This is a genomic window from Stutzerimonas stutzeri, assembly GCF_024448695.1.
In the GTDB taxonomy this organism is placed as follows: Bacteria; Pseudomonadota; Gammaproteobacteria; order Pseudomonadales; family Pseudomonadaceae; genus Stutzerimonas; species Stutzerimonas stutzeri_T.
The window spans coordinates 183,120-203,241 of the sequence record NZ_JAMOHY010000005.1; the positions used below are offsets into that span (position 1 = coordinate 183,120).

Annotated in this window: 16 protein-coding genes; 11 read left to right on the forward strand and 5 right to left on the reverse strand. The window is 63.0% G+C overall.

The window, feature by feature from the left end; all coding sequences use genetic code 11:
- Positions 1 to 78: 78 nt before the first annotated feature.
- The 11 genes from NAV32_RS07265 (at position 79) to NAV32_RS07315 (ending at position 9,713) form a co-directional block, all read left to right on the forward strand.
- The gene (locus tag NAV32_RS07265) at positions 79 to 504 is read left to right on the forward strand and encodes an acyl-CoA thioesterase (RefSeq protein WP_256052126.1); all 426 of its coding nucleotides are present in this window, start codon (positions 79 to 81) and stop codon (positions 502 to 504) included.
- A complete protein-coding gene (locus tag NAV32_RS07270; protein WP_256052127.1) occupies positions 501 to 1,109 on the forward strand; it encodes an outer membrane lipoprotein carrier protein LolA in 609 nt (202 codons plus the stop codon). The genes NAV32_RS07265 and NAV32_RS07270 overlap by 4 nt, the downstream gene beginning before the upstream one ends.
- Positions 1,093 to 3,453: an MMPL family transporter gene (locus tag NAV32_RS07275; RefSeq protein WP_256052128.1), complete on the forward strand. Its 2,361-nt coding sequence runs from the start codon at positions 1,093 to 1,095 to the stop codon at positions 3,451 to 3,453. Before NAV32_RS07270 ends, NAV32_RS07275 begins: the two co-directional genes overlap by 17 nt.
- Positions 3,440 to 4,684, forward strand: a complete 1,245-nt coding sequence (locus NAV32_RS07280) for an NAD(P)/FAD-dependent oxidoreductase (RefSeq protein WP_256052129.1) — start codon at positions 3,440 to 3,442, stop codon at positions 4,682 to 4,684. The genes NAV32_RS07275 and NAV32_RS07280 overlap by 14 nt, the downstream gene beginning before the upstream one ends.
- On the forward strand, positions 4,671 to 5,192 hold the full coding sequence (locus tag NAV32_RS07285) for a DUF3261 domain-containing protein (protein ID WP_256052130.1): 522 nt from the start codon (positions 4,671 to 4,673) through the stop codon (positions 5,190 to 5,192). Before NAV32_RS07280 ends, NAV32_RS07285 begins: the two co-directional genes overlap by 14 nt.
- Complete coding sequence (locus NAV32_RS07290; protein ID WP_256052131.1) at positions 5,189 to 6,376, forward strand: beta-ketoacyl-[acyl-carrier-protein] synthase family protein; 1,188 nt, start codon at positions 5,189 to 5,191, stop codon at positions 6,374 to 6,376. The genes NAV32_RS07285 and NAV32_RS07290 overlap by 4 nt, the downstream gene beginning before the upstream one ends.
- Positions 6,373 to 6,822 carry a hotdog family protein gene (locus tag NAV32_RS07295; protein ID WP_256052132.1) on the forward strand — a complete coding sequence of 150 codons (450 nt, stop codon included), beginning with the start codon at positions 6,373 to 6,375 and terminating at the stop codon, positions 6,820 to 6,822. The genes NAV32_RS07290 and NAV32_RS07295 overlap by 4 nt, the downstream gene beginning before the upstream one ends.
- Complete coding sequence (fabG, locus tag NAV32_RS07300) at positions 6,819 to 7,547, forward strand: 3-oxoacyl-ACP reductase FabG (RefSeq protein ID WP_256052133.1); 729 nt, start codon at positions 6,819 to 6,821, stop codon at positions 7,545 to 7,547. Before NAV32_RS07295 ends, fabG begins: the two co-directional genes overlap by 4 nt.
- Entirely contained in the window at positions 7,547 to 8,773 is a 1,227-nt protein-coding gene (locus NAV32_RS07305; RefSeq protein ID WP_256052134.1) for a beta-ketoacyl-ACP synthase, read from the forward strand. The genes fabG and NAV32_RS07305 overlap by 1 nt, the downstream gene beginning before the upstream one ends.
- Positions 8,774 to 8,800: 27 nt before the next feature.
- Positions 8,801 to 9,238 (forward strand): excinuclease, encoded by a 438-nt coding sequence (locus NAV32_RS07310; RefSeq protein WP_256052135.1) that lies wholly within the window; start codon positions 8,801 to 8,803, stop codon positions 9,236 to 9,238.
- 178 nt (positions 9,239 to 9,416) lie between these two features.
- A complete protein-coding gene (locus NAV32_RS07315) occupies positions 9,417 to 9,713 on the forward strand; it encodes a hypothetical protein (RefSeq protein WP_256052136.1) in 297 nt (98 codons plus the stop codon).
- 303 nt (positions 9,714 to 10,016) lie between these two features.
- Here the strand turns inward: NAV32_RS07315 and hemE are convergent, their stop codons facing one another.
- From hemE to aroB, 5 genes are all read right to left on the reverse strand, one after another.
- Positions 10,017 to 11,084 carry a uroporphyrinogen decarboxylase gene (gene hemE, locus NAV32_RS07320; protein WP_256052137.1) on the reverse strand — a complete coding sequence of 356 codons (1,068 nt, stop codon included), beginning with the start codon at positions 11,082 to 11,084 and terminating at the stop codon, positions 10,017 to 10,019.
- A gap of 208 nt (positions 11,085 to 11,292) precedes the next feature.
- Complete coding sequence (locus tag NAV32_RS07325) at positions 11,293 to 12,711, reverse strand: FAD-dependent oxidoreductase (RefSeq protein ID WP_256052138.1); 1,419 nt, start codon at positions 12,709 to 12,711, stop codon at positions 11,293 to 11,295.
- 111 nt (positions 12,712 to 12,822) lie between these two features.
- Positions 12,823 to 17,271, reverse strand: coding sequence for a glutamate synthase large subunit (gene gltB / locus NAV32_RS07330; RefSeq protein WP_256052139.1), 4,449 nt, complete (start codon positions 17,269 to 17,271; stop codon positions 12,823 to 12,825).
- A 170-nt stretch (positions 17,272 to 17,441) separates the two neighbouring features.
- Positions 17,442 to 19,004 carry an SPOR domain-containing protein gene (locus NAV32_RS07335; RefSeq protein ID WP_256052140.1) on the reverse strand — a complete coding sequence of 521 codons (1,563 nt, stop codon included), beginning with the start codon at positions 19,002 to 19,004 and terminating at the stop codon, positions 17,442 to 17,444.
- 16 nt (positions 19,005 to 19,020) lie between these two features.
- Positions 19,021 to 20,118, reverse strand: coding sequence for a 3-dehydroquinate synthase (aroB, locus tag NAV32_RS07340; protein ID WP_256052141.1), 1,098 nt, complete (start codon positions 20,116 to 20,118; stop codon positions 19,021 to 19,023).
- Positions 20,119 to 20,122: the final 4 nt, after the last annotated feature.

Here is a 20,122-nt window from a genome sequence, read left to right on the forward strand (position 1 = left end):
GCGAGCCATGCTCGCGATGCTTTTTCGCGGAGCCGTTCGCGGGCATGGCCCGCTCCTACACCTGTCTGGAGGCTCGCCATGCGTAAGACTGGGGTACTGCAAGCCGAGGTGGAAATCCAGGTGCCCTTCTTCGATGTTGATTCGATGGATGTGGTCTGGCACGGCCATTACATAAAGTACTTCGAAGTAGCACGCTGCGCGCTGCTCGAGCGCATCGGCCACAACTACCTGCAGATGCGTGACGCCGGCTATGCCTGGCCGGTGATCGACGTGCAGTTGCGCTATATGCGCGGAGCCCGATTCAACCAGCGCATTCTGGTGCGGGCCGACCTAGTGGAATGGGAGAACCGCCTGAAGATCAATTACCTGATCAGCGATGCCGAGACCGGCGAGCGCATGACCCGCGGCAGTACGGTGCAGGTGGCGGTGGAGATCGCCAGCCGCGAAATGCAGCTGGCCTCCCCGAAGGTCTTTATCGAAGCTGTCGAGAAGGCGCTGGCATGATCCGCGCCATTGCACGGATGTTCCTGGCGTTGTGCCTGCTGCCACTGCTGGCCACGAGCGCGCACGCCTTCGACCTGGCGCAGCTGAGCCAGCAGTTGCGCGAGCCCGCGGTGATCCGCGGCCAGTTCGTTCAGGAAAAGCACCTGCGCGCCCTGCCCCTGCCGCTGGTCAGCCGTGGCCAGTTCGTGCTGGCCCGCGACCACGGCCTGCTCTGGCTGCTGCAGGCACCCTTGCAGCAGGATTACCGCATCACCGATTCGGGCATCGCCCAGCGCACGGACAGCGGCTGGGAAGCTGCCGGCCAACACGGCACAACGAAACGCCAGAACGAGCTGTTTCTGGCGGTACTCGGCGGCGATACCCAGGCCCTGCAACGCGACTTCGAACTCGACCTGCAGGGCAGCAGCGATGCCTGGACGCTGACCCTCACCCCGCGCGCGAAACTTCTGCAGCAGATTTTCACCGCCATCCATATCCAGGGCAGCGCCACCACCGAACGTATCGAGCTGCTGGAACCCCAGGGCGACAGCACCCTGTTACTGCTGGAAAGCGCCCAGATCGATGATCAGTTGAGCCCGGTCGAGCAGCATGACTTCTCCTACTGACGAGGCGCTCAGGCTGCCACGCCTGATTCCCATCCTGTTCGCCGTCGCCCTGCTCGGCCTGGTAGGCCTGACCACCTGGCAATGGCGCGATGGCCCGCCAGTCACCGCCAACCTGCTGCAATTGCTGCCCAGCGGTGCACCGGGCGAACTGGAGCAGTTGGCTGAAAAGCGCATGCAGGAGCCGCTGAACCGCGACCTGATGCTGCTGGTACAGCATACCGACGAAGCCAGCGCCACCGCATTGGCTAGCGAGATTACCGATACGCTGACGGCGAGCGGCCTTTTCGCCCAGGTGCGGCGTTCCGTAGAGGCCGATCTCTCGGCAATTCGCCAACAGTTGCTCGAGCAACGTCTGGCGCTGCTCGACACGGCCAGTCGCGAGGCGCTGATTGCCGGGCCCGAGGTCTTCGTCCAGCAGCGTCTGCAACGCCTGTACAACCCCTTCGAAGGCAGCGGGCTGGTGCCCGTCGAGCACGACTGGTTCGGCATCGCCGACATGGCGCAGCGACAGCTGCCGCAACCGGGCAATGTCCGCGCCGGACCGGACGGGCAACTGTTGGCTGAATACCAGGGCCAGCGCTGGATCGTCATCCATGCGCAGACCCACGGCGATGCGTTCGACGAGCGTCTGCCCCTGCAGGTCGAGCAGTTGGTGGAGGATGCCCGCCTGCAAGTCGAAACCGCCAAGGGCGAACTGCTTGCTTCTGGCGGGCTGCTCCATGCTGCCCACGGGCAGCGTCAGGCTCGGGAAGAAGCCAGCCTGATCGGCAGTCTTTCCCTGCTCGCCACCCTCGCCCTGCTGCTCCTGCTGTTCCGCACCCCGCGCGTGCTGTTGGCCGTGCTGCCGGTGGCGGTGGGCGCGCTCAGCGGTGCGGCGGCCTGTATCGCGCTGTTTGGCCAGATCCATGTGCTGACGCTGGTGCTGGGCGCAAGCCTGGTGGGTGTGAGCATCGACTTTCCACTGCACTACCTGTCCAAAAGCTGGACCCTGCAACCCTGGAACGGCCATCTGGCGCTGCGCCTGACACTGCCTGGGCTGGTGCTGGCGCTGCTGACCAACGTCATCGGTTACCTGGCGATGGCCTTCACGCCCTTTCCGGCGCTGAGCCAGGTGGCGGTGTTTTCCGCCGCCGGGCTGACCGGAGCCTTCGCCTGCGCTACCTGCCTGCTGCCCTGGCTGCTGCGCGCGCCGCTGCAACCCTGGCCGGCGCCACTGGGCTGGGCCGAACGCGGCCTGCGTCTGCGCCAGGCATTACTGGGTCGCATCGCCACACCCTGGCTGCTAGGCGTCTTCGTCCTGTACTGCGCCTTCGGCGTGCCGCAAGTCTCGTTCACCGATGACCTGCGCCAGTGGGTCAGCCGCGCCCCGGCCTTGCAGGAGCAGGCCCAGCGCATCGGTGAGATCAGTGGCTTCCAGCCCACCAGCCAGTATTTCCTGGTCCGTGCGGCAACGGCTGACGAGCTGCTGGCCAGCCAGGAAGCCCTGAGCAGCCGCCTCAATGAGCAGGTTGCCGAAGGCAGACTCGCAGGCTACCTGGCACTCAGCCAGATCGCTGCACCGGCCACTGCGCAGAAGAATCTGCAACTGGCCCTGCCGCATCTGCTCGAAGCCAGCGCGCCGCTGCTGGCGCTGGGTGTCGACCCCGAGCGGCTTGAGGCAGAACTGTTGACGTTGCAGACACAGCCGATTGCCGAACTGGAGCAGGTGCTGGCCGGTCCGCTGGGCGAGCCCTGGCGCCCGCTCTGGCTGGGCAGTCAGGCCGATGGCTCCGTCGCCGGCCTGGTCAGCCTGCAGGGGCTTGGTGACAGTGCTGCCCTGACCGGGCTGACCGAAGGCCTGGACGGTATCAGCCTGATCGACCGCCCCGCCGAACTGAATCGCCTGTTCGCCGAAACCAAGGCCCAGGCCGCCACCCTCAAACTGATTGCCGCCGGGCTGATTCTCGTCCTGCTCTGTCTGCCCTTCGGCTGGCGTGGCGCCGCACGCTGTCTGGCTGTGCCGCTGCTGGCCGCCCTCGGCAGCCTGGCAAGCCTCGGCTGGCTGGGCCAGTCGCTGACCCTGTTCGGCCTGTTCGGCCTGCTGCTGGTCACGGCCATCGGTGTCGACTACGCGATCCTGATGCGCGAGCAGGTTGGTGGTGCCGCCGTGAGTCTGCTCGGTACACTGCTGGCCGCCGTCACGACCTGGCTCTCCTTCGGCCTGCTGGCGCTTTCCAGCACGCCGGCAGTGAGCAATTTCGGCCTGGCCGTGAGCCTTGGCCTGCTGTTCAGTTTTCTGCTGGCTCCCTGGGCCAACCCATCGCAACCCCACTCTCAGGCAAGGAGGCCTCATGGCACCGCTTGATTCGCAACAACGTGAAGTCGTGATTATCGGCGCCGGCCCTTCCGGCGCCATCGCCGGCGCGCTGCTCAAGCGCAAGGGCCATGAGGTGCTGATCCTGGAGCGCCAGCGCTTCCCGCGCTTCTCCATCGGCGAGAGCCTGCTGTCGCATTGCCTGGATTTCATCGAGGAAGCGGGCATGCTCGAAGCGGTCCAGGCCGCCGGCTTCCAAACCAAGCACGGCGCGGCCTTTGGCTGGGGCGAGCGTTACACCGAATTCGATTTTCGCGACAAGTTCACCGAGGGCCACGGCAGCACCTATCAGGTGCAGCGTGCCGATTTCGACAAACTGCTGGCCGACCAGGCCGAATTGCAGGGGGTGGAAATCCGCTATGAGGAAGAGATCATCGCGACGGACTTTTCCGGCACCCGCCCGCGCCTGCATGTGCGTCGCAGCGACGGCAGCGAATACACCGTCGAAAGCGCTTTCGTACTCGACGCCAGCGGCTATGGCCGGGTGCTACCGCGCCTGCTGGATCTGGAGGCGCCGTCCAGCTTCCCGGTGCGCCGTGCGGTGTTCACCCATATCCAGGACAACATCGACGACCCGCAATTCGACCGCAACAAGATCCTCATCACCACCCATCCCGAGCTGCGTGATGTCTGGTACTGGACCATTCCCTTCAGCAACGGTCGCTGCTCCCTCGGTGTGGTCGCCAGCGCCGAGCGCTACGCAGATCGCCCGCTGGATCTGGACGCCTGCCTCAAGGAGTTCGTCCATGAAGCACCGAACCTCAGACGCATCCTGAAGAACGCCGAGTGGGATACCCCGGCACGGCTGATCGGCGGCTACTCGGCCAACGTCAAGGCGCTCCACGGCCCCGGCTTCGCCCTGCTGGGTAATGCGGCGGAATTCCTCGACCCGGTGTTCTCCTCCGGCGTGACCATCGCCATGCGTTCGTCGAGCATGGCTGCCGCCACGCTGCATCGTCAGCTTTCGGGCGAAACGGTGGATTGGGAAACCGAGTTCGCCATCCCGCTCAAGCGCGGCGTGGATACCTTCCGGACCTATGTGGAGGGTTGGTACGATTGCAGCTTCCAGGACGTCATCTACTACGAACACGCCCAGCCGGAAATCCGCCGGATGATCAGCTCGATTCTCGCCGGCTATGCCTGGGACGAAAAAAATCCTTATGTTGCCGAATCCAAGCGCCGCCTGCGGGTACTGGCCGAACTGTGCCGTGGCGAGCAATAAGCCCTTTACGCTCGCCTGGCTAGCGCTGCTGCTTCTGCTGAGCGGCTGCGCCAGCCAGTTGCCACTGCCCAGTGAACAGCCGCACCTGCAATTGCCGTTGCAGCTGCATATTCAGGCACGCAACGCCAGCGGCAGCCATGACCAGCTGCTGGTGATCCAGCAGGAACAGCAGGCCCTGCGCTGGACACTGCTGACCCCGCTGGGCGTGCCGGTCGCGCGGCAGCTGCTGATCGATGGTCGCTGGCAGGCGGATGGCCTGCTGCCCCCCAACGCCCAGGCCCGCGAACTCTTCGCCGCGCTGCTGTTCGCGCTGACCCCCGATGAGCAGCTCGACCGTCTCTACGCCGGGCAGCGCTGGAGCAGGCAGCAGCACGCACGACGCTTGGAGGCAGGCGGATCAGCCTCCTGGCACATACGCTATCGACAGGACGGCAGTTTCCAACTCGACGTGGGCCCGCGGCTGACCTATGGTGTCGCCCCCCTCGACAACGGAGCCCAGAGCCGATGAGCGCCTACCTGAACGCCCTCGGTGTGATCTGCTGCCTGGGTCGCGGCAAGGCCGACGTGGCCCGACGACTGCTGGCGGGTGATGGCTCAGGCATGTGCTTCTATCCAGACCCGGTAGCCGGGCGCAGGCTGCCGGTCGGCGCAGTACGTGATGAGCTGCCGCCTCTGGAGAATGCCGCGCTGCGCGATTCGACACGCAACAATCGCCTGCTGCTGGCCGCCGCCGAGGAAATCCAGGAGGACATCGCCGAGGCCATCGCCCGCTTCGGTCCTGCGCGGATTGGCGTGGTGCTCGGCACCAGCACTACCGGCATCCAGGAAGCCTCCCAGGGCATTGCCGGCCTGGTACGCGATGGGCGGCTACCGCCGAGCTATCACTACGGCCATCAGGAACTCTCGGCCCCGGCGAGCTTTCTCAGTGACCGCCTGGGGCTCGCCGGCCCGAGCTACTCCATCTCCACCGCCTGCACCTCCGGCGCGCGTGCGCTACAGAGCGCCAAGCGCCTGCTGGACGCGGGCATCTGTGACGCGGTGCTGTGTGGCGGTGTCGATACCCTTTGCGATCTGACCTTGCAGGGTTTCAGCGCTCTGGAGGCCACCAGTACGCGGATCTGCAATCCGTTTTCGGTCAACCGCGACGGCATCAATATCGGCGAGGCGGCGGCGCTGTTTCTGATGACTCGCGAACCCGCCCCCATCGCGCTGCTCGGCGCCGGCGCCAGTTCCGACGCCCATCACATATCCGCGCCCGACCCCGAGGGCCGCGGCGCCATCGAGGCGATGCACAAGGCACTGAGCAGCGCCGGAACCCCCCTGCAAGGCATCGGCTATCTCAACCTGCACGGCACCGCTACGGCGCATAACGACGCCATGGAAAGCCGCGCCGTCGCGGCGGTGTTCCCAGGCGGCGTGCCCTGCTCGTCGAGCAAGCCGCTCACCGGCCACACGCTGGGCGCTGCCGGGGCACTGGAAGCGGCCTTCTGCTGGCTAAGCCTTTCGCCTTTCAATACCGATCAGCTGTTGCCACCCCACCTCTGGGACGGCCAGCAGGACCCCGACCTGCCACCGCTGCAACTGGTCGCTGCCGGCACACCGCTGGCCTCCGACCGCCCACGGCGGATGATGAGCAACTCCTTCGCCTTTGGCGGCAACAACATCAGCCTGATCCTGGGAGAGGCGCCATGATCGCCTGGCCGGTCGCCGAACTGCTGCCTCACGCCGGTGACATGATCCTGCTGGATGCCGTCGAGTCGTTCGATGACGACAGTGTGGTGACCTGCCTGCAAGTGCGGCCCGGCCTGCTGAGCCAGGCGGATGGCAGCCTGCCGGCCTGGGTCGGTGTCGAAATCATGGCGCAGAGTGTCGCGGCCTTCGCCGGTTGCCAGGGACGTCTGGCCGGTTTGCCGGTGGAGCTGGGTTTCCTGCTTGGCACCCGCAGTTACCAGTGCAACGTCGAAGCCTTCCCGCTCGGCAGCGAACTACGGATTCGCGCCATCCGCTCGTTGCAGGATGACAGCGGCATGGGCGTGTTCGAATGCCATCTCGACGGCCCCGGCATCCATGCCGAAGCCCGTCTCAACGTATTCCGCCCGCCTGAAGTGGCGCGCTATCTGGAAGAAACCCGTTCATGAGTGAAACCATCCTCGTCACCGGCTCCAGCCGTGGCATCGGTCGCGCCATCGCCTTGCGTCTGGCCCAGAGCGGCTACGACCTTGTTCTGCACTGCCGCTCGCGGCGTGATGAAGCCGAAACCGTGCAGGCGCAGATTCACGCGCTGGGCCGCAAGGCGCGCATCCTGCAGTTCGACATCGCTGACCGCGCCGCCTGCCGCGAGCAGCTGGAGGCTGACATCGAGGCGCACGGCGCCTATTACGGCGTAGTCTGCAACGCCGGCCTGACGCGCGACGGCGCTTTTCCGGCACTGACCGACGAGGACTGGGATCTGGTGCTGCGAACCAACCTCGATGGCTTCTACAATGTGCTGCAACCCCTGACCATGCCGATGGTCCGCCGTCGCCAGCCGGGCCGCATCGTCTGCATCACTTCCGTTTCGGGGATGATCGGTAACCGCGGCCAGGTCAACTACAGTGCCTCCAAGGCCGGCGTGATCGGTGCGGCCAAGGCGCTGGCGGTGGAACTGGGCAAACGACGCATCACGGTCAATTGTGTTGCGCCAGGGCTGATCGATACCGACATGCTCGACGAAGACCTGCCCATCGAGGAGATGCTCAAGATGATTCCCGCACAACGCATGGGCACGCCCGATGAAGTCGCCGCTGCGGTCAACTTCCTGGTATCAGCGGAGGCCGGCTATATCACCCGTCAGGTGCTGGCGGTCAATGGCGGGCTGTGCTGATGAAACGCGTGGTTGTCACCGGCATGGCCGGCATCACCTCCCTGGGCAGTGACTGGGCCAGTATCGAAGCCAACTTCAGTGCCAACCGCAGCGGCATCCGCCGTATGGACGAGTGGGATCGCTTCACCGAACTCAATACGCGACTGGCCGGGCCTGTGGATGATTTCGCCGTACCCGCCCACTGGACGCGCAAACAGCTGCGCAGCATGGGGCGCGTCTCGCGCCTGTCGGTGAAAGCCGCCGAGCAGGCACTGCTGCATGCGGGCCTGCTCGATGACAGCAGCATCCGCGACGGACGCATGGGGGTCGCCTGCGGCTCGTCCACCGGCAGCACCGAAGAGATCAAGGCATTCGGCAACATGCTGCTCAACTCGGTCGCCGACGGGCTGAATGCCAACTCCTACATCCGCATGATGCCGCACACCACGGCGGCCAATATCAGCATCTTCTTCGGTCTCACCGGCCGGGTGATCCCCACGTCCAGCGCCTGCACCAGCGGCAGCCAGGGCATCGGCTACGCCTATGAGGCAATCAGGTTCGGACGTCTGCCGATGATGCTGGCCGGTGGTGCAGAAGAACTCTGCGCCACCGAAGCCATGGTCTTCGATGCGCTCTACGCCACCAGCCTGAAGAACGACGCGCCGCATACTTCACCGCGCCCCTACGACAGCGGACGCGACGGTCTGGTGATCGGCGAAGGTGCCGGCATGCTGGTGCTCGAAGAGCTGGAACACGCCCTGGCGCGCGGCGCCACCATTCATGCCGAGCTGGTGGGCTTCGGCAGCAATGCCGACGGCTGTCACGCGACCAAGCCGGAGCAACTGACCATGCGCCGCGCCATGGAGCTGGCGCTGGAAGATGCCGGACTCGCACCGGATGCCATCGGCTACGTCAACGGCCACGGCACCGCCACCGATCAGGGTGACATCGCCGAAACCCTGGCGACCCAGGCGCTGTTCGGCTCGCGTATGCCGATCAGTTCGCAGAAGAGTTATCTCGGCCACACGCTGGGCGCCTGCGGCGCGCTGGAGTCCTGGTTCAGCATCGAAATGATGAATCGGGATCACTATATTCATACGCTCAACCTCGACAGCATCGACCCGCGCTGTGGCGAGCTGGACTATGTGGTCGGCGCACCGCGCACCATGCAGCACGAGTACGTGATGAACAACAATTTCGCCTTCGGCGGGATCAATACCTCACTGATCTTCCGCCGCTGGGCCTAGTCGCTCAAACACCGCAAGGAGAATGCAATGAAAAAGACCACATGGATCGGCGCGGCACTCGTGCTCTGCGCCCTGCCAGGCCTCAGTCAGGCGCGCGACACCACCCACTATCTGCCCTTCGATGAAGCAGTGGCCGAAGCCACTGCGGCAGGCAGGCTGGATGGCAGCGTGAAGTTCTATCTCGCCAAGCGTCCGGCGGGTGCGCAGATCGTGCGCAGCGGCGTGACCACCAGCAAGAAGACCAATGCCTTCAACAAGACCGACGAAGCTGCCTGCAGCTGGGCCTTGCAGTCCGCTCTGATCGGTATGGAAAAGTCAGCCAAGGCCGCCGGTGCCAACGCCGTAGTGGACATCGTCAGCAACTACAAGCACGTCGAGTACAAGGACAGCAGCAAGTACGAGTGCCACGCCGGTGCTGTCATGGCAGGCGTCGCCCTCAAGGCGAACTTTGCCAAGGTGAAATAAGCAGCGAATCAGCGGCGCAGGGTGGATGCCAAAAGCGACATCCACCCTTGCTTCGACCAAGCGACCGCGCTTCAGCTCCAACCGTCGGGCAGCCCTCCAGGCAGGTCGGCAACCCCCGAACGAACACGTGAACCTGTGAGTCAACAGAGCAGAACCCAAATCCCTTTTGGAGGACTGCATGTTCGGAAACAAACCGTCCCACACGTTCGAAGTGAACTACATCTTCCAGAATGATCCGCGCGCGCAGATCATGGAGTTGGACGAAGACCGCCTTTCCCAGGGCGATGCGGCACGGCGACTGATCGAACATCACAATGCCGATGCCGAGAACAGCCTGGTCATGCCCGATGCACAAGCCGGCGAAACCGAATTGCTGCGGCAGGCCGAGGTGGTGGGGATTACCGACATTCGCGTAACCAAGCTGATTCATGAAGATGAATCAAGCGGCGCGCCAGGGCATTACCAGCAGCCCTGAGCCAAGCTGCAGAGAAAGAGTTACGGGTTGGTAAAGCACACCCTCCTCTGGCCGATGCCGTAAAAGCTTCGCGCCGAGGGCTGCGCTCCCACAGGTCGCGGTTAATGCACTGCTTCGTGGGCAGCGCGAGCCCGCGCCGAATGTGGCGAGGGCTTCATGGGCCTCACGTGTTTGCAGCGACCATCAGAGACGTAGCCTGAAAAGGATGTCCTTATGGACGACCTGTGGCGGCGCACCCGGTGGATCGCCACCCGGTGGATCGATAAAGCGTGATCCACCCTACGTCAGCTCCAGTCTTGGTGCTTATTGATGGTATTGCGCAGACAGCTCGTGCACCGCTGCGAAGAAGGCCTTGGCGTTTTCAGGGTCGACTTCAGGGGTGATGCCGTGTCCGAGATTGAACACATGTCCGGCACCATGCCCGTAGGCAGCCAGAATGCGCGCAACCTCGGCGCGGATCGCCGCCGGGCTTGAGTAAAGTACCGCCGGGTCCATGTTGCCCTGCAGCGCAACCTTGTTGCCCACCCGTGTACGGGCGCTGCCGATGTTGCAGGTCCAGTCCAGGCCCAGCGCTTCGGCGCCGGAAGCAGCCATGGACTCAAGCCACAGACCGCCGCCCTTGGTAAACAGGATCACCGGCACGCGACGACCGTCGTGCTCGCGGATCAGGCCGTCGACAATCTTCTGCATATAGGCCAGCGAGAACTCCGGGTAAGCGGCGTCAGACAGGCTGCCGCCCCAGGAGTCGAAGATCTGCACCGCCTGCGCCCCAGCCAGGATCTGCCCGTTGAGGTAGGTGACGACCGATTGCGCCAGCTTGTCCAGCAGCGCGTGCATGGCCTGCGGGTTGTCATACAGCATGGCCTTGGACTTGCGAAAATCCTTCGACGAGCCGCCTTCGACCATATAGGTGGCCAGGGTCCAGGGACTGCCGGAGAAGCCGATCAGCGGCACACGACCATTGAGCTCGCGACGGATGGTGCGCACCGCATCCATCACGTAACCCAGATCTTTCTCCGGGTCCGGAACGGGCAGCGCCTCGATATCGGCCAGACTGCTGATCTTCTTCCTGAAACGCGGACCTTCGCCGGTCTCGAAATACAGCCCCTGGCCCATGGCATCAGGGATGGTGAGGATGTCAGAGAAGAGAATCGCCGCATCGATCTGCGGATAGCGGTCCAGCGGCTGGATAGTGACCTCGCAGGCCAGCTCCGGATTCTTCATCAAACTGACGAAGTCTCCAGCCTTGGCACGAGTGGCGCGATATTCGGGCAGGTAGCGCCCGGCCTGGCGCATCATCCACACCGGGGTGACGTCTACAGGCTGCTTGAGCAGGGCACGAAGGAAGCGATCATTCTTCAAGGCAGTCATGTCTGGGTTCCAGCAGAAAAGTGCCGTGCATTGTCGCAAAGCCCATGACAAAAGGCACGGCAGGGGCCGCGCCTTTTATTTCGTGGCTTGATTCAGGTCAGATGACTGCGGCAAGCGTAGGGTGGATATCGCTCTTTATATCCACCGCGGCTCCGCTCGGTGGATCGCCACCCGGTGGATCGATGAAGCGCGGTCCACCCTCCGAAGATCAGACTTCCAGATAATCCAGAATCCCTTCGGCTGCCTGGCGCCCTTCGAAGATCGCAGTGACCACCAGGTCCGAGCCACGCACCATGTCGCCACCCGCAAAGATCTTCGGGTTGCTGGTCTGGTGCTTGAATGTGCCCATTTCCGGAGCAATCACCCGACCCTGGCTGTCGGTCTGGATTTCCTGAACACCGAACCAGTCAGCCGGGCTGGGACGGAAGCCGAAGGCAATCAGCACCGCATCCGCCGGGATGATCTGTTCGGAACCGGGAATCGGCTCGGGACTGCGGCGACCTTTTGCGTCCGGCTCACCCAGGCGGGTTTCCACCACCTTGACGCCCTCGACCTTGCCTTCACCGACGATGGCGATGGGCTGACGGTTGAAGAGAAACTTCACGCCCTCTTCCTTGGCGTTCTTCACCTCACGACGCGAGCCGGGCATGTTGGCCGCATCACGGCGGTAGGCGCAGGTGACACTCCTGGCGCCCTGGCGGATGGAGGTGCGGTTGCAGTCCATGGCGGTGTCACCGCCGCCGAGCACTACCACCTGCTTGCCTTTCATCTCGATAAAGTCTTCCGGTGACTTTTCGAAACCCAGGTTGCGATTGACGCTGGAAATCAGGAAATCCAGCGCATCATGCACCCCCGGCAGGTCTTCACCGGGGAAGCCGCCCTTCATGTAGGTGTAGGTGCCCATGCCCATGAACACCGCATCGTAGTCGGCCAGCAACTGCTCGATGCTGATGTCCTTGCCCACTTCGGTATTGAGACGGAACTCGATACCCATGCCGCCGAAGATTTCGCGACGCCGGCTGAGCACGCTCTTCTCCAGCTTGAACTCGGGGATGCCAAAGGTCAGCAGGCCGCCGATTTCCGGGTTCCTGTCGAATACCACCGGAGCCACGCCGTTGCGTACCAGCACATCGGCACAGCCCAGGCCCGCCGGGCCAGCACCGATGATGGCGACCTTCTTGCCGGTCGGCTTGACCTTGGACATGTCCGGTCGCCAGCCCATGGCGAAGGCGGTGTCGGCAATGTACTTCTCGACCGAGCCGATGGTGACGGCACCGAAGCCGTCATTCAGCGTGCAGGCGCCTTCGCACAGTCGATCCTGCGGACAGACGCGGCCGCAGACTTCCGGCAGCGTGTTGGTCTGATGAGCCAGCTCGGCGGCAGCGAGGATGTTGCCCTCGGACACCAGCTTGAGCCAGTTGGGGATGTAATTGTGGACCGGGCACTTCCATTCGCAATAGGGATTGCCACAACCCAGGCAGCGATGGGCCTGCTCGCAGGCCTGCTGCGGCTTGAAGGGTTCGTAGATCTCCACGAACTCTTTCTTGCGCTGGCGCAGCAACTTCTTCTTCGGATCCTTGCGCCCGACCTCGATGAACTGGAAGTCGTTATTCAGACGTTCAGTCATTTCATAAACCTCTCAACAGCAGCGGCAAGCCTCAAGCTGCAAGCCGCAGGACGATCACGGAGCCGCGCCTCACGGCACTGGTGGCCTGAGGCTCGCGGCTTGAAGCTGCTTTTATTGCGGGTTGGCGCGTGTGCTCGACAACAGGCTCTCCAGGTTGGCCGCCTTGGGCTTGACCAACCAGAAGCGGCGCAGGTAGTCGTCCAGATCTTCCAGCAGTTCGGCGCCCCACTCGCTCCCGGTTTCCGCCACGTATTCACGCAGGACGCTCTGCAGATGGCTGCGATAAGCCTCCATCGCCTCGCCGGTGATCCGCTGCAGGTTGACCAGCTCGTTGTTCACCCGGTCAATGAAACTGTTGTCCATGTCCAGCACGTAGGCGAAGCCACCGGTCATGCCGGAACCGAAGTTGTGCCCGGTCTTGCCCAGCACGCAGACGAAACCACCGGTCATGTATTCACAGCAGTGGTCGCCTGTGCCTTCCACCACCGTATGGGCGCCCGAGTTGCGCACCGCGAAACGTTCACCCGCCGTGCCTGCCGCGAACAGCTTGCCGCCAGTGGCGCCATACAGACAGGTATTACCCACAATGGCCGAATCCTTCGAGCGGAAGCTACTACCTTTCGGCGGAGTCACTACCAGCTTGCCGCCGGTCATGCCCTTGCCGACGTAGTCATTGGCGTCGCCTTCGAGGTACAGGTTCAGGCCGCCGGCATTCCAGACGCCGAAGCTCTGGCCCGCAGTGCCCTTGAAGCGGAAGGTGATGGGGGCATCCTTCATGCCCTGGTTGCCGTGCAGACGGGCAATCTCGCCGGATACACGCGCACCGATGGAGCGGTCGCAGTTGCAGATTTCCAGCTCGAATTCACCACCGCTCTTGTTCTCGATGGCAGCACGCGCCAGCTCGACCATGCGCTCGGCCAGGAAGCCCTGATCAAAGGGCGGGTTTTTCTCGACCTGACAGTACTGCGGCTTGTCTGCCGGAATGTGGTCACTGCCCAGCAAGGGCGTAAGATCCAGATGCGCCTGCTTGGAAGATTCGCCCGGCAGGATTTCCAGCAGATCGGTCCGCCCGATCAGCTCCTGCAGACTGCTCACACCGAGCCTGGCCAGCCATTCACGGGTCTCAAGGGCGACGAAGGTGAAGAAATTCACCACCATATCGACCGTCCCAATGAAGTGATCCTTGCGCAGCTGGTCATTCTGGGTAGCAACGCCGGTGGCGCAGTTGTTCAGGTGGCAGATACGCAGGTATTTACAGCCCAGGGCAATCATCGGCGCGGTGCCGAAACCGAAGCTCTCGGCACCGAGAATCGCCGCTTTGACCACATCGAGGCCGGTCTTCAAGCCACCATCGGTCTGCACCCGCACCTTGCCGCGCAGATCGTTGCCACGCAGGGTCTGATGAGTCTCGGCCAGGCCAAGCTCCCAGGGCGAACCGGCGTAACGGATCGAACTCAATGGCGAGGCGCCTGTGCCGCCGTCGTAACCGGAGATGGTGATCAGGTCAGCATAGGCCTTGGCCACGCCGGCAGCGATGGTACCCACGCCCGGCTCAGCCACCAGCTTCACCGATACCAGCGCCCGGGGATTGACCTGCTTGAGGTCGAAGATCAGCTGGGCCAGGTCCTCGATGGAGTAGATATCATGGTGCGGCGGCGGAGAAATCAACGTCACACCCGGCACCGCATAACGCAGTCTGGCGATCAGACCGTTGACCTTGCCGCCGGGCAGCTGGCCACCCTCACCGGGCTTGGCACCCTGGGCTACCTTGATCTGCAGCACCTCGGCGTTGACCAGATATTCGGGCGTCACACCAAAACGACCGGTGGCCACCTGCTTGATCTTCGAGCTGCGCTCGGTGCCGTAGCGTGCCGGATCCTCGCCGCCCTCACCCGAGTTCGAGCGCGCGCCGATGCGGTTCATCGCCGCTGCAATGGCTTCGTGGGCCTCCGGAGACAGCGCGCCAAGGGAGATGCCGGCCGAATCGAAGCGCTTGAGAATCTGCTCCAGCGGCTCGACATCCTCAAGGGCCAGGGGACGCTCGGCTTCGTTCAGCCTGAGCAGGTCGCGCAGCATGGACACTGGACGCAGATCGACCAGCGCCGTGTATTCCTTGAACAGGCCATAGTCGCCACTCTGCACAGCCTTCTGCAATGCACCGACCACGTCGGGGTTGTAAGCATGGTATTCGCCACCGTGGACGAATTTGAGCAGGCCGCCTTGCTGGATCGGCTTTCGCACGTTCCAGGCCTCGCCTGCCAGCGCCCGTTGCTCGGCCTGCAGATCGACAAAGCGGGCGCCCTTGATACGACTGGCCACGCCACGGAAGCTCAACTCCACCACCTCATCGGCCAGACCCACCGCCTCGAACAGCTGGGCGCCGCGATAGGAGGTGATGGTGGAAATACCCATCTTCGAGATGATTTTCAGCAGGCCCTTGGAGATGCCCTTGCGGTAGTGCTTGAACACTTCGTAGAGGTCGCCGAGGACTTCGCCAGTGCGGATCAGGTCACCCAGCACCTCGTAGGCGAGGAACGGATAGACCGCCGTGGCGCCGAAGCCGATCAGCACGGCGAAATGATGCGGATCACGTGCGGTGGCGGTCTCGACCAGGATATTGCAGTCACAACGCAGTCCGGTCTCGATCAGTCGATGGTGCACCGCGCCCACGGCCAGCGCAGCGTGTGCCGGCAACTTGCCCGGCGCAATTTGGCGGTCGCTGAGCACCAGCAACACCTTGCCATCACGCACCGCCGCTTCAGCCTGATCGGCGATAGCGCGCACCGCCGCTTCGAGGCCCAGCGACTCATCGTAGTTGAGGTCGATCAGCTGACGCTCGAACCCTGGACGATCGAGATCCATGATGGTCCGCCACTTCGCCGGTGAAATGACCGGCGTAGTCAGAATCGCGCGGTTGGCATGATCAGCGGTTTCCTCGAAGACGTTACGCTCGGCGCCCAGGCAGGTTTCCAGGGACATCACGATAGCTTCGCGCAGCGGGTCGATTGGCGGATTGGTGACCTGGGCAAACTGCTGACGGAAATAATCGTAGGGCGAGCGCACCCGGCGCGAAAGCACCGCCATGGGCGTGTCGTCACCCATGGAGCCGACCGCCTCCTGGCCCTGCTCGGCCAGTGGGCGCAGTACCTGGTCACGCTCCTCGAAGGTGACCTGGAACATCTTCATGTACTGCTTGAGCTGGTCCGCATCGTAGAAGGCCGAGCCGTGGTCATTGTCGTCCAGGGTCGACTGAATGCGCAGCGCATACTGGCGCAGCCACTTCTTGTAGGGGTGCTGCGACTTGAGATGACTGTCGATGTCGTCGGTATGCAGGATCTGCCCCGTGTGGGTATCCACGGCGAGGATCTGACCCGGCCCGACACGACCCTTGGCGATGACGTCTTCGGGCTTGTAATCCCAGACGCCAACTTCCGAGGCCAGGGTGATGTAGCCGTTGGTGGTGGTGACCCAGCGCGCCGGACGCAGGCCGTTGCGGTCGAGCAGGCAGATCGCGTGACGACCATCGGTGAGTACGACACCCGCGGGGCCGTCCCAGGCCTCCATGTGCATGGAGTTGTACTCATAGAAGGCGCGCAGATCCGGGTCCATGGTTTCCATGTTCTGCCAGGCCGGCGGAATGATCATGCGCAGGCTGCGGAACAGGTCCATACCTCCGGTGACCAGCAGTTCCAGCATATTGTCCATGCTGGATGAGTCCGAACCGCTGCGATTGATCAGCGGATCGAGCGCCTGCAGATCCGGCAGCAACTCGTTGGCGAATTTCAGGCGGCGCGCCTGAGCCCAGTTGCGGTTGCCGGTGATGGTATTGATCTCGCCGTTGTGGGCGAGAAAGCGGAACGGCTGTGCCAGCGGCCATTGCGGCATGGTGTTGGTGGAAAAGCGCTGGTGAAAGACGCAGATGGCCGTAGCCAGACGCTCGTCACCCAGATCCGGATAGAACTGGGCCAGATCGGCGGGCATCATCAGGCCTTTGTAGATGATGTCCTTGTCGGAGAAGCTGCAGACGTAGAACTGCTTGTCGTCGGCCAGGGCCACCTCGGCAAGGCGGCGGGCCATGAACAGACGGATGCCGAAGTCGCGCTCGGCCAGGCCTTCACCAGTCACGAACACCTGCGCGATGCGCGGCAGGCGCTCCAGAGCCAGGCGGCCCAGTACCGATGTATCCACCGGCACCTCGCGCCAACCCACCAGTGTCAGCCCTTGCGCGGCAAGTTGCTCGTTGAAACAGGCTCGGGCGGCGTCAGCCCTGATCGGGTCCTGATTCAGGAAGATCATGCCAACCGCATAAAGTGCCGGCAGCTCAGCATCGAAGTGCTGACGAGCCATGGCCCGCAGGAAGGCATCCGGCTTCTGCATCAGCAACCCGCACCCATCGCCGGTCTTGCCATCGGCGTTGATGCCGCCGCGGTGGGTCATGCAGGTCAGTGATTGAATGGCCGTCTGGAGCAGGTGATGGCTTGCTTCACCCTGCATATGGGCGATCAGGCCGAAGCCACAGTTATCCTTGAACTCTTCAGGACGAAACAGACCTGCTCTCATAGGCGCTCCAGCTAAATACGTTGTAAATCAACCCCTTACCGGCCATGCGGAGCGACGCCCCAAGATGGACGCAAGCAAAGGGGGAGCAGTTTACAAAGCGAGCTAGAACGACACAATTATTTTTTGCAAGCCCCAAAAAGGTGCATTGCGCACTTTTTTGGGGCGTTTATTTAACGCAAACGACTGATTTCCTGTTGCACGCTGGAGAAATTTCGTATCCAGGGTTTTCCGGCCTGCAGGGCTGGCGGCAAGGTTTTGATTGCCTGGGTCGCCGCATTGCGACTGGAAAAGCTCCCAAGCGTGACGACATAAAGCGGCTTGCCTTCATGCAGCTTGGTGAAGTAGCGGTAGTCGCTGCCATATTGCTTCACCAGCGCTTTGGCATTGCCTTCGTTGCGGGTGCCAAGAATCTGTACCAGATAGTTACCCGCAGGCTGACCGGCATACCAGGCCGCTGCCGGAGTGGCAGCAGCCGGCGCGGGGGCTGCTGCGGCGACCGGCCGCGCAGGCTCGCGTGGAGCTGGAGCTGGAGCTGGAGCTGGAGCTGGAGCTGGAGCTGGAGCTACAGGCTGGGGTGCAGCCGTGGATGGCGCAACAGCACTGGCAGTCCCCGCGGGCTGCTCGACACGGTCACGAGGCTGTTCAGCGACTGGCGCAGGAACAGTCGGCGGAGCCTCCTGAAGCGGAAAGTCTTCGATATCAGCACTGCCGGCGGCAGCAAGAGGCTCCCGGACAAGTGGCGTCTGCGGCTCCGGGCTGGTCGCTGGCAGTGATGACTCTTCAGACTCGCCAGTTCCAGGCGTGCCTTGCGCAGGTACAGGCTCCACAGCTCCGGTACCAAGTGGCAGGCTTGTGGTGGCCGGCGCCGCGGGTTGCTCATCAACCCCATCGCGCATGATGAACAGCGCAATGGCGACAATACAGAGGACGGCCAGCAATGCCAGCAGGTGCTTTATAGGCAGCGGAAACCAGCCATTCGACTTTCTTTTTGCCCTGGAATGGTGCATCGCATCAATCAATTCTTCTCGCGCAGCCTGATTTATTCCTCCGGGCCAGCCACCAGATTGCTCATGAATGCGCATAATCTGCTCTTCGGTCAGGCATTCCAGCCCACTACCGGCACCTTCAAGGCGCAACGAGAGGTATTCCCTGGTTTCATCTTCTTCATAAGGCTGAAGGGCAATGGCGTGGAAACGCTCTTCGCCATCCACAAGAGCTTCCAGCCGCGCCAACAAGGACTCTTCACCGAATAGGAAGACATGTGGTCGGCCTTCCGGGCTGCCTTCCGCGAGTCGCAACAAGGTCTCCACCGCTGCACCCGTCAGCCGCTCGGCATCATCGACCAGCAGGTAGATTTCCTGCCCGGTCAGTGCCAGCTGGATAATCTGCGCCATGATCGAGTCGAAGTCGGCACGCGCGCTGCCGAGCGCCTGGGCGATCTGCTGCAGGACGAGATTCGAATCCATGGTGGACTGCGGCGTGACCACCACGCTCTGGACCGACTGCTTGTTGCTGCTCGCAACCAGCGCCTGACGCACCAGGGTCTTGCCGCTCCCTTCAGGCCCTGTGACCACCAGCAACAGCTGGCTGTAACGAGCGAGGTGATGCAACTGCCCCAACACCGGCTTGCGCTGGGCAGGGAAAAACTTGAAACCGGGCACGCGAGCAGCAAAGGGGTCATGACTGAACCCGTAATGGCTCAGGAGCGAATCGTCAGCAGACAAACTGGTCATGAAAAGTCTCTCAGGTTCACGGCTGTTGCGTCAGGACGGCATAGTCGACGCGCAATGTGGCGTCCAGCGCTTCGCGAGGGAAGTCACCAGTCACTACGGCTTCGCCCAGCCGCTTGAGCAATACCAGGCGTAACTGGCCGTCGAGCACCTTCTTGTCGACCGCCATGTGCCGCAGGAAGTCATCCGGCGTCATATCGCCTGGCGGCACGACGGGCAAGCCGGCACGCACAAGCAGCCGCACGCAGCGATCTCGCTCGTCGGCGGAAATCCAGCCAAGCTGGCGTGACATTTCCAGCGCCATCACAGTGCCGGCCGCTACCGCTTCGCCATGCAGCCAGACACCGTAGCCCTGATGGGTTTCGATGGCATGGCCGAAGGTATGTCCAAGATTGAGCGTCGCACGGACCCCCGATTCACGCTCGTCCGCACCGACTACCGCCGCCTTGGCGGCACAGGAACGTCGTATGGCCTCGGTAAGTGCAGCCTGGTCGAGCGCCCTCAACCTGTCGATATTGACTTCAAGCCAGCTCAGAAAGGGTTCATCGCAGATCAGCCCGTACTTGATCACTTCGGCCAGACCTGCCGACAGCTCCCGTGCCGGCAGTGTCGCCAGCGTGGACGTATCGATCAGCACCAGCTGCGGCTGGTAGAAAGCACCAATCATGTTCTTGCCCAGAGGATGATTGATGCCGGTCTTGCCACCCACCGAGGAATCGACCTGGGATAAAAGAGTTGTTGGCATCTGGATGAAATCAACGCCACGCTGATAGCTGGCCGCCGCGAATCCGGCCATATCGCCCACCACGCCGCCACCCAGGGCAATGATTGTGGTATTGCGATCATGTCTGGCAGACAGCAGGCCATCGAAGATCGTCTGCAGCGTTTCCCAGTTCTTGTAAGCCTCGCCGTCGGGCAGAACCACTGGCGTGACGGCATAACCTGCGAGGCTCTGCATCAGTCGCTCTAAGTAAAGTGGAGCAACGGTGTCGTTGGTGACAATGGCCACCTGCTTGCCACGAATATGAGGGGACAACAGCTCGCCGCGCTCGATGAGCTGTTCGCCTATAAGGATCGGATAGCTACGCTCGCCAAGATCGACATCTAGAGTCTGCATGTAG